The organism is Streptomyces sp. P6-2-1 (assembly GCF_050613165.1).
In the GTDB taxonomy this organism is placed as follows: Bacteria; Actinomycetota; Actinomycetes; order Streptomycetales; family Streptomycetaceae; genus Streptomyces.
In genome coordinates this window covers 6,744,966-6,758,065 of the sequence record NZ_CP192513.1, presented here as the reverse complement: position 1 = coordinate 6,758,065, position 13,100 = coordinate 6,744,966, and the positions used below count along the sequence as shown (strand labels likewise).

Below are 13,100 nucleotides of genomic sequence, written 5' to 3'. Positions count from 1 at the left end.
ATGGAGAGCCCCCACGATCCCTACGTCCGGGTGCGCGGCGCGCGCGAGAACAATCTGCGGGACGTCGACGTCGACGTGCCCCGCGACGTCCTCGCCGTCTTCACCGGCGTCTCGGGCTCGGGGAAGTCCTCGCTCGCCTTCGGGACGATCTACGCCGAGGCCCAGCGCCGTTACTTCGAGTCCGTCGCCCCGTACGCCAGACGGCTCATCCACCAGGTCGGCGCCCCGCACGTCGGCGAGATCACCGGGCTCCCGCCCGCCGTCTCGCTCCAGCAGCGCCGCTCGGCGGGTTCCTCGCGCTCCTCGGTCGGCACCGTCACGACGCTCTCCAACCTGCTGCGGATGCTCTACTCGCGGGCGGGGACCTACCCCGAGGGCGCCGAGCGGCTCGACTCCGACTCCTTCTCGCCGAACACGGCCGTCGGGGCGTGCCCCTCGTGCCACGGCCTCGGGCGCGTGCACCGCACGACGGAGGAACTGCTCGTCCCCGACCCTTCGCTCTCGATCCGCGAGGGCGCGATCGCCGCCTGGCCGGGTGCCTGGCAGGGCAAGAACCTGCGGGACGTGCTCGACGCGCTCGGCTACGACGTGGACAGGCCCTGGCGGGAACTCGATCCGGCGGACCGCGAGTGGATTCTCTTCACGGACGAGACGCCCACCGTCACGGTCGAGCCCGTCCGCGAGGCGGGCCGCGTGCAGCGCCCGTACCAGGGCACGTACCAGAGCGCGCGACGTTACGTCCTGAAGACCTTCGCCGACTCCAAGAGCGACACGCTGCGCGCGAAGGCGGCGCGGTTCCTCGCGAGTGAGCCGTGCCCCGTCTGCCACGGGACGCGCCTCAAGCCGGAGGCCCTGGCCGTGACCTTCGCCGGGCGGACGATCGCCGAGACGGTCGGGCTGCCGCTCACCGCGCTCGCCGCGATGCTGCGCGACGCGGGCGGCGGGAACACGGCGCGCGTCCTCGTCGACGACCTGCTGCCGCGCGTCGAGACGGTCATCGACCTGGGGCTCGGCTACCTCTCGCTCGACCGCGAGACCCCGACGCTCTCGGCGGGCGAACTGCAACGCCTGCGCCTCGCCAGTCAGCTCCGCTCGGGGCTCTTCGGCGTCGTGTACGTGCTCGACGAGCCCTCGGCAGGACTGCACCCCGCCGACACGGAGGCGCTGCTCGACGTCCTGCACGGGCTCAAGCAGGCGGGCAACTCGGTCTTCGTCGTCGAGCACCACCTCACGGTCATGCGGCACGCCGACTGGCTCGTGGACGTCGGCCCCGGCGCGGGCGAGCACGGTGGCAAGGTGCTCCACAGCGGGCTCGTGGGCGGGCTCCAGGAGGTCGCCGAGTCGGTGACCAGGACCTACCTCTTCGGCGGTCCGCGCCCGCGCCAGGCGCCGCCGCGCGAGCCCAGCGGGTGGGTGCGCCTTCGCGGGGTGCGCAAGCACAACATCGACGGCGTGGACGTACGCGTCCCGCTCGGTGTGCTCACCGCGGTGACCGGGGTCTCGGGCTCGGGCAAGTCGACGCTCGTCCCCGACGTCCTCGCCGGCGCGCTCGACGCGCGGGCGCGCGGCGAGGACCCGGGCCCCGCCGCGCCGTACGAGGCGCTCGAAGGGGCGGAGGGCGTCCGGCGTGTCGTACGGGTCGATCAGCGCCCCATCGGGCGTACGCCGCGCTCCAACCTGGCCACGTACACGGGCCTGTTCGACACCGTGCGGAAGGTCTTCGCCGCGACGGACGAGGCGAGGGCACGCGGTTACGGCGCGGGGCGGTTCTCCTTCAACAACAGCGGCGGGCGCTGCGAGACGTGCCAGGGCGAGGGCTTCGTCTCGGTCGAACTCCTCTTCCTGCCGAGCACTTACGCGCCCTGCCCCGACTGCCACGGCGCGCGCTACAACCCGGACACACTCGCCGTCCACTACCGCGGCAAGAACATCGCCGACGTGCTCGGCCTGACGGTGGAGTCCGCAGGGGACTTCTTCGCCGACGTCCCCGCCGTCGCGCGCAGCCTGCGCACGCTCCTCGACGTCGGCCTCGGCTACCTGCGCCTCGGGCAGCCGGCCACCGAGCTGTCCGGCGGCGAGGCCCAGCGCATCAAGCTCGCGACGGAGTTGCAGCGCGTCCACCGCGGCCACACCGCGTACGTCCTCGACGAGCCCACGACGGGCCTCCATCCCGCCGACGTCGACGTGCTGCTCCGCCAGCTCAACCGCCTCGTCGACGCGGGCGACACGGTCGTGGTCGTCGAGCACGACATGGCCGTCGTCGCCTCGGCGGACTGGGTCGTCGACCTCGGCCCCGGCGGCGGCGACCTCGGCGGCCACATCGTGGCGCAGGGCCGCCCCGAGGACGTCGCGCAGGCGGAGGGCAGCAGGACGGCGGCGTATCTGCGCGAGGCGCTCGGGTGAGGACGCCGGGATTTGCCGTTGCGGCAAGACGGCTTGGCCCGGCGGGGAGGCCCGGCGAATGCTCGGGGGTGTCCGGCACACGCCCCCTCCGAAGGGAAACCCGATGACCACGACACCCGCGATACCCCGCCCCCAGCACCGCCTTCTCGACCTGCCCGGTGGCCGGGTGCACGTCGTCGAACAGGGGGAAGGGCCGCTCGTCCTGCTGCTGCACGGCTTCCCCGAGTCCTGGTACGCGTGGCGGCACCAGCTGCCCGCACTCGCCGCCGCCGGGTACCGGGCGGTCGCCGTGGACGCGCGCGGGTACGGGCGCTCGGCGCACCCCGGGGACACCGAGGCGTACCGGGCGCTCGCGCTGGTCGGCGAACTCGTCGCGCTCGTACGGGCCCTGGGCGAGGAGCGGGCCGTGCTCGCGGGGCACGACTGGGGAGCCACGCTCGCCGGGCAGGCCGGGCTGCTGCGGCCCGGGGTGTTCCCCGCGATCGCGCTGCTCGGCGTCCCGTACACCCCGCCGGGCGGCCCGCGGCCCTCGGAGGTCTTCGCGTCGATGGGCGGGGACGAGGAGTTCTACGTGCCGTTCCTCCAGCGTCCGGGCCTCGCCGAGGCCGAGATGGAGCGGGACGTACGGGGCTGGCTCGCCGGGTTCTACACGACCCTCTCGGGGCGGAGCGGCGCCGTGCCGCCTGGACCGTTCTTCGTGCCGCGCGGGCACGCGATGCGCGAGCGCTTCGTGAACGGGCCGCTGCCCTCGTGGCTGAGCGAGGACGCACTCGACTTCTACGCGGCCGAGTTCGAGCGTACGGGCGTCACCGGTGCCCTCGCGCGCTACCGCGTCATGGACCGCGACTGGGAGGACCTGGCGGCCTGGGAGGGCGAACCGCTGCGACAGCCCTCGCTCTTCCTCGCGGGCCGCGAGGACGCCTCGCTGTCCTGGCTCTCCGCGGCCGTGGACGCCTTCCCCCACACCCTCCCGGGCCTCCGCGGCACCCACCTCCTGGACGACTGCGGGCACTGGGTCCAGCAGGAGCGGCCCGACGAGGTCAACACGCTGCTCCTGGAATGGCTGGCCGGGCTGCCCTCGTGAGGGGGCGCCCCGGCAGTTCATGACCGCGCGTCGGGTACGAGGACGAGGCGGCCGGCGAGGCGGCGGTTCTCCATCCGCTCGTGCGCGGCGGCCGCCCGCGAGAAGGGGAGCGACTCGATCTCGGTGTCTCCCGCCCCCGCCGCGATCGCCGAGCGCGCGGCCTCCAGGGCCGGGCGGAGGGTCTCGGGGTGGCCCGGCAGGTAGGCGCCCGCGTTGAAACCCGCGATCGAGACGCAGCGCAGCCACAACTCGTTGTCGTCCACCTTGTGCTCCCAGTCGTTGCTCGCGTTCCCGCAGGCCAGGAGGCGGCTGCCGGGTGCCATGAAGTCGAGGCTCGCGGAGCGCAGCGCGCCGCCCACCGGGTCGATCACGATGTCGAAGTGCTGCCCGGCGAGGGCGTCGGCGAGCTTGCCGGAGTCCACCACCTCGTCGTACGGGAGGCCCCCGCGCCGGGCCGCGTCGAGCCTCCCGGCACGCACGGTGCCGACAACGCGCCCGGCACCGAGCCGCTTGGCCATCCCGGGGAAGGCCGCGGCGAAGCCACCGAGCGCGCCGTGCACGAGGACGCTGTCCCCCTCGCCCAGGTGGGCGACCCGGGTGAGCGCGACGTGCGCCATCGCCATATTGGGGAGCATCGCGACGGCCCGCGCCGCGTCGATCTCCCCGTCCTCCAGCGAGACGGTGTGCGCCGCGTCGCTCACGTACACCTCCGCGTAGCCGCCGGTGCCGCCGGTCGCCGACAGGGTGACGACCCGCTCCCCCACGGCGAAGCCGCTCACCCCCTCGCCCACCGCGCGCACCGTCCCCGCGACCTCCAGGCCGGGGACGAACGGCGGCCGCGGCATCCCGGGCGTGTCCTGGTAACGGCCCTCGCGCAGGAAGGCGTCGATGAGCCCGACGGCCGCGTGGCTCACGTCGATGGTCAGCTGCCCGAAGCCGGGCTCGGGGTCGGGCAGCTCGGTGACCGCGAGTACGGAGGGGGCACCGAACGCGGTGGCCTGGACGACCTTCATGGTGAGGCTCCTCGGGGGGGCGGCCCGCGGGGAAGGGGGCCGGAGATTTAACGCACCTCGTGATGCGCTAATTGCGACGCTAACACGCGGAGCCCTCTAGCGCATCACGAGGTGCGTTAATGCGATCGGGCGGCCGCTCGGCGTTAAGCTCGCCCCATGCAGCAACGAGCCCGGTCGACCGAGGACAAGGCACGCCGCTCGGCGGACCTCCTGGCCGCGGCCGAGGAGGAGGCCCGCGCGCGCGGCGGCGTCCGCTTCGTGACCCTCGCGGCCGTCACCGAACGCGCCGGGCTGCACCGCACCGGCGTGCGGAGGTACTTCGCGAGCAAGGAGGAGTTGCTCCTCGCGCTCGCCGAGGACGGCTGGCGGCGCTGGAGCGAGGCGGTCATCGCGCGTACGGGCGGGGCGGGCACCGCGCGCACGGCCGGCCGCGAAGGGCTCTCGCCCGAGGACGTCGCCGTACTGCTCGCCGACACACTCGCCGAACTGCCCGTCTTTTGCGACCTGCTGACCCATGTGACGCTGAGCCTCGAAGGCGACGTCACCAAGGAGCGAGCCCGCCGCTACAAGACGCGCGCCTTCGCCGCGCACGACACGCTCGTGGCGGCCCTCGCCGCGGCGAGCACCCTGACGGCCGCCCAGCTCGAAGCCCTGCTCGCCGCCTGCGTCACCGTCGCGGGCGGCCTGTGGCAGACCGCGCACCCGACTCCGAGCCTCGCCGCGCTCTACGCGGAGGTCCCGGAGTGGGGGCACTCGGCCCTGGACTTCACGCCCCGGCTCAGGCTCCTGCTGCGCTCGACGGCGCTGGGCCTCGTCACGACGCTCCCGGCCGGCAAAGACTGAACGCGGCGTGAACGACGGCGCGAGCCAGGCGCGGGCGAGGCCCGGGCCAGGCGTGAACCACGTCTGAACGGGCCGTCCCCCGTCCCCTCCGAGGCGCACCGCCCCCCGATGGCAAGCGTTTTCTGCCTGTCCGGTCCTGGCCATTGACCTCGCGGGGCCCATCACCTTTCATGACAGGGCCGCCGCCTTCTTCGCGCGCGCCGCTCACCCGGCGTGCCGTCAGCCCCTGCCCGAGGAGTCCCCCGGCATGCCCGCAGCGCCCTCGCTCACCGACTGGTTCCCGCCCGGCCTCGTCGATGAGCTGCTCCCCGCGCTCGGGGAGTGGAGTCCCGTGCCGCGGCCCGGCGAGGAGTGGCCGTTCGAGGCGGCGACGCGCGCCCGGGTGCTCGCTCAGGCGCGGGCCGCGCTCGGCGAGCCGTGGCCCGCGCTGCCCGCCTCGCTCTTCGCGCGGTTCGCGCGCGACGGGGACCGCGCCGCGTACCAGGCGCCGTGGGACGCGCGCCGGGCGCGGCTCGGTCGCGCGCTGCTCGCGCTCGCCGCGTCCGGCTTCTCCGACGAGTTCGCCGACGAGGTCATGGACGGCGTGTGGGCGCTGTGCGAGGAGACCTCCTGGGTGTGGCCCGCGCACGACTTCCGCGTCCTCGACGCGCGGCAGGGGCTGCTCCCCGACCCGGAGGCGCCGACACTCGACCTCGGCGCAGCGACGACCGCCGTGCTCCTCGCGCTCGCCGACGCGATCGCGGGGGACGCGCTCGACGCGCGCGATCCGCTGCCGCGGCGCAGGCTGCGCCGCGAGGTGTGGACGCGGGTGCTCGGCCCGTACCTGGAGCGCTCCGAGTGGGGCTGGTACGACGGTTCGACGGCGAAGCTCAACAACTGGAACCCGTGGATTCACTCCGATCTCCTGCTCGCCACCGCGCTCACGGTCGAGGACCCGGCGGCACGCTCCGCGCTCGTCAGCAGGATCGTGCGCGGACTCGACCACTACCTCGCGGCGCAGCCCGAGGACGGCGGCTGCGACGAGGGCCCGCACTATTGGTGGCGCGCGGGCGGCTCGCTCTTCGAGTGCCTGGAGCTGCTGACCTCGCTGCTCGGCACGGGCGAGGCGCTGTTCGCCGAGCCGCTGATCCGGGACACGGCGCGGTACCCGCTGCTCATGTGGGTCGGTGACGGCTGGTCGGTGAGCTTCGCCGACGGCCCCGCCCGGCTGCGCGAGGCGGCTCCCTCGGTCCTGCACCGCTACGGCAGGCGTACGGGGCAGCCCGCCGTGGCCGCGCACGCGCGGGCCCTGCGGGGCTCGGCCGATCCGGTCCTGCCCGAGGACGCCACACCGTACGACCTGCGGCGCGTCCTCGGCGCGCTGCTCGACCCGGAGTGGCGCGCTGCGGGCGAGGCGGCGTTCCCGCTCCCCGCTCAGGGCTGGCTGCCCGGCACGCAGGTGCTCGTGGCACGCGAGACGCAGGGAACGACGCACGGGCTGCTGCTCGCGGCGAAGGGCGGGCACAACGACGAGAGCCACAACCACAACGACGTCGGCTCCTTCCTCGTCGCCGTGGACGCGCGCCCGCTCCTCATTGACGTCGGCGTCGGCACGTACCGGCGCGAGACGTTCGGGCGGGAGCGGTACGGGATCTGGTCGATGACGAGCGCGTACCACAACGTGCCCGAGGTGAACGGGCACGGACAGCCGCCGGGCCGGGAGTTCGCCGCGCGCGAGGTACGCGCCGCTCTGGGCCCTGGGCGCGCCGCGCTGACGCTCGACCTCGCGGGCGCCTATCCGGCGGCCGCCGGGCTGCGGGCCTGGGAGCGGACCGCCGCGCTCGTACGGGGGGAGCGGGCGCGCGTCGAGATCAGGGACGCGTGGCGGCTCGACGCGGCGCCCGAGCGGCTCGTCCTGCGTCTGCTGCTCGGCGGCGAGGTAACCGTGACGGGCGCCGGGCGGGCACTCGTACGGCCCGCCGGGGGCGGGCGGGGGCTCGCGCTCGCGTGGGACGAGGCCGCCTTCGCCGCCGATGCCGAGACCGTCGTCCTGGACGACCCCGCCTTCACGCGGGTGTGGGGCGCGGCAGTGCACCGGCTCGTCCTGACCGCGCGGGCCCCGGCGGCCGAAGGGACGCACGTACTCACCGCGCGCCCTTCGGGCTGACCGGCCCCCACCCTGGCTGCTCCACCGAACCACTCGCACGTCCCCCACGAAAGCGAAGGAGTTCACCGTGAGATCAGCACAAGAAGGTGCCGTGCGCCACGTCCGTCCCCTCTCGCGCCGCGGCTTCCTGCTCGTCGGCGCGGGCGCCGCGGCCGGGGTGGCGTTCGGCGCGCGTCCTGCCGCCGCCGACGTGCCCGGCGAGTCGAACGGCGGCGTGCGGGTCATGCCGCTCGGCGACTCGCTCACCGACGGCTTCACGCCCTGCCCGGGCGGCTACCGGATCGGCCTGTGGCGCAGGCTCGCCGAGGCCGGGTACACCGTCGACTTCGTCGGCTCGCTCGCCAACGGGCCCGCCGAGCTGGGCGACCACGACCACGAGGGCCACTCGGGCTGGCGCATCGACCAGCTCGACGCGCGGCTCGACGGCTGGCTCGCCGCGACGACCCCGCGCACGGTGCTGCTCCTCATCGGCACCAACGACCTCAACCAGGACCACGACGTCGCGCACGCGCCCGCGCGGCTCTCCGCGCTCGTCGACCGGATACGGGGCCTGCTCCCCGACGCGGAGATCTTCGTGGCATCGGTGCCCCCGCAGAGCGACCCGACGCAGCAGGCCCGCGTCGTGGCGTACAACGCGGCGCTGCCCGCCGCGCTCGCGGGCAAGGACGCGGGGGTGCATCTCGTGCCGCTGTACGAGGCGCTGACCACGGCGGACCTCGCGGACGGCGTCCACCTCACCCCGGCGGGCTACGACAAGGCGGCGGGCGTGTGGTTCGATGCGCTGCGGGCGGTGCCGGGTGCGCTGGAGCCGGTGGCGGGGGCGCGAAAGCCGGTGGCGCGGGCGTAGCGCTCATGCGGACGCCCCGGGCCCCCCGTCAGGAGGGGGCACCCGGGGCGTACGGGCGGCCGCGAACGGCCAGGGCGGCTCGCGGCCGCCGCGCGGGGCTCAGCGCTTGCCGGCCTTGCGCTGGGCGCGCAGCCACTCGCGATTCATGTTCGTGATGGACATGAGCGGGATGCCCTTGGGGCAGGCGGTGGCGCACTCGCCCGTGAGCGTGCAGCCGCCGAAGCCCTCGGTGTCCATCTGGGCGACCATGTCGAGCACGCGGGACTCGCGCTCGGGGGCGCCCTGCGGCAGGACGTTGAGGTGGTTGATCTTCGCCGAGGTGAAGAGCATCGCGGAGCCGTTGGGGCAGGCCGCGACGCAGGCGCCGCAGCCGATGCACTCGGCGTGCTCGAAGGCGTAGTCCGCGTCGGGCTTGGGGACCGGCGTGGAGTGGGCCTCGGGCGCGGTGCCCGTCGCCGCGGAGATGTAGCCGCCGGACTGGATGATCCGGTCGAAGGCCGAGCGGTTCACCGCGAGGTCCTTGATGACCGGGAAGGCGGCCGCGCGCCACGGCTCGATGTCGATCGTGTCGCCGTCCTTGAAGGACCGCATGTGGAGCTGACAGGTCGTGGTGCGCTCGGGGCCGTGCGCGTCACCGTTGATGACGAGCGAGCAGGCCCCGCAGATGCCCTCGCGGCAGTCGTGGTCGAAAGCGACGGGGTCCTCGCCCTTGAGGGTGAGTTCCTCGTTGAGGGTGTCGAGCATTTCGAGGAAGGACATGTCCTCGGAGATGCTGTCCACCTCGTAGGTGACCATGCCGCCCGGGGCGTCTGCGTTCTTCTGGCGCCAAACGCGCAGGGTGAGCTTCATGCGTAGCTCCGCTGAGTGGGGTGGACGTACTCGAAGACCAGGTCTTCCTTGTGCAGGACGGGGGCCTCTCCGCTGCCGGTGTACTCCCAGGCGGCGGCGTAGGAGAACTCCTCGTCCTTGCGGGCGGCCTCGCCGTCCGGGGTCTGCGACTCGACGCGGAAGTGGCCGCCGCAGGACTCGGCGCGGTGCAGCGCGTCGAGGCACATGAGTTCGGCGAGTTCGAGGTAGTCCACGACGCGGTTGGCGCGTTCCAGGGACTGGTTGAACTCGGCGCCCTCGCCGGGGACCTTGATCCGCTTCCAGAACTCCTCGCGGATCTGGGGGATACGGGCCAGGGCCTTGCGCAGGCCCTCCTCGGTGCGCGCCATTCCGCAGTACTCCCACATCAGCTCGCCGATCTCGCGGTGGAAGCTGTCGGGGGTGCGGTCGCCGTCCACGGCGAGGAGGCGCTCCAGGCGGTCCGTGGTCTCCTTGACGGCCTCGACGGCCGCCGGGTGCTCGGCGGTGACCTCGGCCGGCTTGGGGTTCTTCGCGATGTAGTCGTTGATGGTGGCCGGGAGGACGAAGTAGCCGTCCGCGAGGCCCTGCATCAGCGCCGAGGCGCCGAGGCGGTTGGCGCCGTGGTCGGAGAAGTTCGCCTCGCCGATCGCGAAGAGGCCCGGGATGCTGGTCTGGAGGTCGTAACCGACCCACAGGCCGCCCATCGTGTAGTGCACGGCGGGGTAGATCCGCATCGGGACCTTGTAGGGGTCCTCGTCGGTGATCCGCTGGTACATGTCGAAGAGGTTGCCGTACTTGGCCTCGACGGCCTTGCGGCCCATGCGCTGGATCGCCTCGGCGAAGTCGAGGTAGACGCCCTGGCCGCCCGGGCCGACGCCGCGGCCCTCGTCGCACACGTTCTTCGCGGCGCGCGAGGCGATGTCGCGGGGCACGAGGTTGCCGAACGACGGGTAGATGCGCTCCAGGTAGTAGTCGCGCTCGTCCTCGGGGATCTCGTTGGGCGGACGCTTGTCGCCCTTGGCCTTGGGCACCCAGATGCGGCCGTCGTTGCGCAGCGACTCGCTCATGAGCGTGAGCTTGGACTGGTGGTCCCCGGTGCGCGGGATGCAGGTCGGGTGGATCTGCGTGAAGCAGGGGTTCGCGAAGTACGCGCCCTTGCGGTGCGCCCGCCAGATGGCGGTCGCGTTGGAGTTCATCGCGTTGGTCGAGAGGTAGAAGACGTTGCCGTACCCGCCCGAGGCGAGGACGACGGCGTCCGCGAAGTGCGTCTCGATCTCGCCGGTGATCAGGTCACGCGCGACGATGCCGCGGGCGCGCCCGTCCACCATGATCAGTTCGAGCATCTCGGTCCGCGCGTGCAGCTCGATGTTGCCCGCGGCGACCTGCCGCGAGAGCGCCTGGTAGGCGCCGAGGAGGAGCTGCTGGCCCGTCTGGCCGCGGGCGTAGAAGGTACGGGAGACCTGGACACCGCCGAAGGAGCGGTTGTCGAGCAGGCCGCCGTACTCGCGGGCGAAGGGGACGCCCTGCGCGACGCACTGGTCGATGATCTCGACGGAGATCTCGGCGAGACGGTGCACGTTCGACTCGCGGGCGCGGAAGTCGCCGCCCTTGACCGTGTCGTAGAAGAGGCGGTGCACGGAGTCGCCGTCGTTGCGGTAGTTCTTCGCTGCGTTGATACCGCCCTGGGCCGCGACCGAGTGGGCGCGGCGCGGGGAGTCCTGGAAGCAGAACTGGATGACGTGGTAGCCCTGCTCGGCGAGCGTGGCGCCCGCGGAACCGCCGGCGAGCCCTGTGCCGACGACGATGACGCGGTGCTTGCGGCGGTTGGCCGGGTTCACGAGCTTGGCGTGGAAGCGGTAGTCGCTCCAGCGCTCGGCGACGGGGCCCGTGGGGGCCGAGGCGTCGACGAGGGGTTCCTCGGCGGTCTCGTACTGGACGAAGTCAGTCATGTCAGTCCACCAATCCGGTCATGACGCCGACCGGGACGGCGATGAAGCCGAGCGTGATCACGACGGCGAGCACGTTCGCGAGGGTCTTGAGCACCAGGTCGCGGCTGCGGCTGCCGACACCGAGGGTCTGGGCCGCGCCGTAGAAGCCGTGCTGGATGTGCAGGCCGAGGGCGAGCATCGCGACGATGTAGATCACGTTGCCGTACCAGGTGGAGAAGGTGTCCACCACGTTGGCGTAGGGGTGACCGTTCTGGAAGCCGCCGCTGTGCACGGTGCCGGTGGTGAGGTCCAGGATGTGCCACACGATGAAGAGGGCGAGGACGATCCCGCCGTAGCGCATGGTGTGGGTCGCGTACGAGGCGCGGCGGCGCGGGTGCGCGTACTTGACGGGGCGGGCCTTCTGGTCGCGCCGGCTCAGCTGGTACGCGGAGACGGCGTGCGCCACGACGGCGACCACCAGGACGAAGCGGACGACCCAGAGCGTCCACTCGTAGTGCATGAAGGGTTCGCCGAGGGTCCGCAGCCAGTGCGCGTACTCGTCGAAGGTTCCCGGTCCGAAGAAGATCTTCAGGTTGCCGTACATGTGGACGATCAAGTACAGCAGCATGAGAAGGCCGGAGACGGCCATCACAGTCTTCTTGCCGACGGAGGAATCCCAGATCATTCGTGTCCTGGACGGCCGTCGGTCCGTCCCTGGTGCCAGAGCCATGTCAAGCAAGGTAGGGCCGAACGACCCAAGAGGTCCAAGAGATCACTGGCCTCATTTCCATAGTCCTGGCCTATCGTTGCACCATGCAGTTCCAGCAGCTCCAGTATTTCGTGGCCGTGGCGGAGACCCGGCACTTCACCCGCGCCGCCGAGATCGTGCACGTCGCACAGCCCTCGCTCTCGCAGCAGATCAAGGCGCTGGAGCGCGAGCTGGGGGCCGAACTCTTCAGCCGTGCAAGGGGAAACATCACGCTCACCGACGCGGGCGAGGCGCTGCTTCCGCTGGCCAGGCGCATCCTTGAGGACGCCGAGACCGCACACCACGAAGTGGGCGAAATCGCCCAGCTGCGCAGAGGGCGGGTACGGCTCGGGGCGACCCCCAGTCTGTGCACGGGACTGCTCCCCGACGTCCTGCGGACGTATCACGATCGTTATCCGGGCATCCAGCTCCTCATCGAGGAGGGCGGCTCGCACGACCTCGTACGGGAGCTGGCGCGCGGGGCGCTCGACCTCGCCCTCGTCGTCCTGCCGCTGCCGACCGCCTCGCCCGCGCTGGAGACGGTGGAGCTGCTCCACGAGGACCTCGTGGTCGTCTCGTCCCTGCTGCGGACCGCTCCCGGCTCGGGCAGCGGGCGCGGGCGCAGGGTCCGCATCAGCGATCTGCGCGAGGAACGTCTCGTGATGTTCCGGCACGGCTACGACCTGCGCGAGCTGACCGTCGCCGCGTGCCGCAACGAGGGCTTCGAACCGTCCTTCGCCGTCGAGGGCGGCGAGATGGACGCGGTGCTCGGCTTCGTCCGGGCAGGGCTCGGCGCCGCGGTCGTCCCGCGCATGGTCGCCGAACGCCCCGGCTCGGGCCTGCGCGTCACCCCCCTCGCCTCGCCGGGCCTCCACCGCACGATCGCCCTCGCCCACCGCAGCGACGTGGCTCCGCCGAGGGCGGCAAGGGAACTCCAGGAGATCCTGGTCCGCGAGGCGGCACGGTTGCAGACGGAGTAAGGGGGACTGCGGGGTACGGGCTGTGGGGGTACGGGCTGTGACGGTACGGGCTGCCGGGGGCTCGCAGGCGCGTGTACAAATCGCCGGGGCGGGACCTGCGGGCCGGGCCCGCCGGGCCGGAGCACCGGGCCGCCCGGCCGGGCAGGGGCGGCACGAGTGCGACGGACCAGGACGAGGCGGGTACGGACCCGCCGGACCGGAGCGGAGACAGGCGGCCCCCGGTGCCGGAGCGCGCCCGCCCTGGTGTCCGGCCCGGTCC

General features: G+C 73.0%; 10 protein-coding genes. 6 read left to right on the top strand and 4 right to left on the bottom strand.

The window, feature by feature from the left end:
• Both uvrA and ACQYWQ_RS28430 read left to right on the top strand, forming a co-directional pair.
• Entirely contained in the window at positions 1 to 2,403 is a 2,403-nt protein-coding gene (uvrA, locus tag ACQYWQ_RS28435) for an excinuclease ABC subunit UvrA (RefSeq protein WP_431038633.1), read from the top strand.
• 103 nt (positions 2,404 to 2,506) lie between these two features.
• Positions 2,507 to 3,487 carry an alpha/beta fold hydrolase gene (locus tag ACQYWQ_RS28430; protein ID WP_431038632.1) on the top strand — a complete coding sequence of 327 codons (981 nt, stop codon included), beginning with the start codon at positions 2,507 to 2,509 and terminating at the stop codon, positions 3,485 to 3,487.
• A 17-nt stretch (positions 3,488 to 3,504) separates the two neighbouring features.
• Here the strand turns inward: ACQYWQ_RS28430 and ACQYWQ_RS28425 are convergent, their stop codons facing one another.
• The gene (locus tag ACQYWQ_RS28425; RefSeq protein WP_431038631.1) at positions 3,505 to 4,500 is read right to left on the bottom strand and encodes a quinone oxidoreductase family protein; all 996 of its coding nucleotides are present in this window, start codon (positions 4,498 to 4,500) and stop codon (positions 3,505 to 3,507) included.
• A gap of 156 nt (positions 4,501 to 4,656) precedes the next feature.
• Here ACQYWQ_RS28425 and ACQYWQ_RS28420 point away from each other — a divergent pair, with 156 nt between their 5' ends.
• The 3 genes from ACQYWQ_RS28420 (at position 4,657) to ACQYWQ_RS28410 (ending at position 8,336) form a co-directional block, all read left to right on the top strand.
• Entirely contained in the window at positions 4,657 to 5,343 is a 687-nt protein-coding gene (locus ACQYWQ_RS28420; RefSeq protein ID WP_431038629.1) for a TetR family transcriptional regulator, read from the top strand.
• A 247-nt stretch (positions 5,344 to 5,590) separates the two neighbouring features.
• Complete coding sequence (locus ACQYWQ_RS28415) at positions 5,591 to 7,489, top strand: heparinase II/III domain-containing protein (RefSeq protein WP_431038627.1); 1,899 nt, start codon at positions 5,591 to 5,593, stop codon at positions 7,487 to 7,489.
• 67 nt (positions 7,490 to 7,556) lie between these two features.
• Positions 7,557 to 8,336 (top strand): SGNH/GDSL hydrolase family protein, encoded by a 780-nt coding sequence (locus ACQYWQ_RS28410; protein WP_431038625.1) that lies wholly within the window; start codon positions 7,557 to 7,559, stop codon positions 8,334 to 8,336.
• A 99-nt stretch (positions 8,337 to 8,435) separates the two neighbouring features.
• Here ACQYWQ_RS28410 and ACQYWQ_RS28405 read toward each other — a convergent pair whose 3' ends face one another.
• Genes ACQYWQ_RS28405 through ACQYWQ_RS28395 form a run of 3 tightly spaced genes read right to left on the bottom strand, consistent with a single transcriptional unit; the run spans position 8,436 to position 11,843 of the window.
• Positions 8,436 to 9,185: a succinate dehydrogenase/fumarate reductase iron-sulfur subunit gene (locus ACQYWQ_RS28405; RefSeq protein WP_431038623.1), complete on the bottom strand. Its 750-nt coding sequence runs from the start codon at positions 9,183 to 9,185 to the stop codon at positions 8,436 to 8,438.
• A complete protein-coding gene (locus tag ACQYWQ_RS28400; protein WP_431038622.1) occupies positions 9,182 to 11,134 on the bottom strand; it encodes a fumarate reductase/succinate dehydrogenase flavoprotein subunit in 1,953 nt (650 codons plus the stop codon). The genes ACQYWQ_RS28405 and ACQYWQ_RS28400 overlap by 4 nt, the downstream gene beginning before the upstream one ends.
• A 1-nt stretch (position 11,135) precedes the next feature.
• Entirely contained in the window at positions 11,136 to 11,843 is a 708-nt protein-coding gene (locus ACQYWQ_RS28395) for a succinate dehydrogenase (protein WP_431038620.1), read from the bottom strand.
• Positions 11,844 to 11,926: 83 nt separating this feature from the next.
• Here ACQYWQ_RS28395 and ACQYWQ_RS28390 point away from each other — a divergent pair, with 83 nt between their 5' ends.
• Positions 11,927 to 12,841: a LysR family transcriptional regulator gene (locus tag ACQYWQ_RS28390; protein ID WP_431038618.1), complete on the top strand. Its 915-nt coding sequence runs from the start codon at positions 11,927 to 11,929 to the stop codon at positions 12,839 to 12,841.
• Positions 12,842 to 13,100 lie beyond the last annotated feature (259 nt).

What these genes read in the sequence shown, in the direction of transcription:
- ACQYWQ_RS28400 (WP_431038622.1), bottom strand. Translation starts at nt 11,134, where the DNA reads ATGACTGACTTCGTCCAGTACGAGACCGCCGAGGAACCCCTCGTCGAC.
- ACQYWQ_RS28405 (WP_431038623.1), bottom strand. Translation starts at nt 9,185, where the DNA reads ATGAAGCTCACCCTGCGCGTTTGGCGCCAGAAGAACGCAGACGCCCCG.
- uvrA (WP_431038633.1), top strand. Translation starts at nt 1, where the DNA reads ATGGAGAGCCCCCACGATCCCTACGTCCGGGTGCGCGGCGCGCGCGAG.
- ACQYWQ_RS28415 (WP_431038627.1), top strand. Translation starts at nt 5,591, where the DNA reads ATGCCCGCAGCGCCCTCGCTCACCGACTGGTTCCCGCCCGGCCTCGTC.
- ACQYWQ_RS28420 (WP_431038629.1), top strand. Translation starts at nt 4,657, where the DNA reads ATGCAGCAACGAGCCCGGTCGACCGAGGACAAGGCACGCCGCTCGGCG.
- ACQYWQ_RS28395 (WP_431038620.1), bottom strand. Translation starts at nt 11,843, where the DNA reads ATGGCTCTGGCACCAGGGACGGACCGACGGCCGTCCAGGACACGAATG.
- ACQYWQ_RS28390 (WP_431038618.1), top strand. Translation starts at nt 11,927, where the DNA reads ATGCAGTTCCAGCAGCTCCAGTATTTCGTGGCCGTGGCGGAGACCCGG.
- ACQYWQ_RS28430 (WP_431038632.1), top strand. Translation starts at nt 2,507, where the DNA reads ATGACCACGACACCCGCGATACCCCGCCCCCAGCACCGCCTTCTCGAC.
- ACQYWQ_RS28425 (WP_431038631.1), bottom strand. Translation starts at nt 4,500, where the DNA reads ATGAAGGTCGTCCAGGCCACCGCGTTCGGTGCCCCCTCCGTACTCGCG.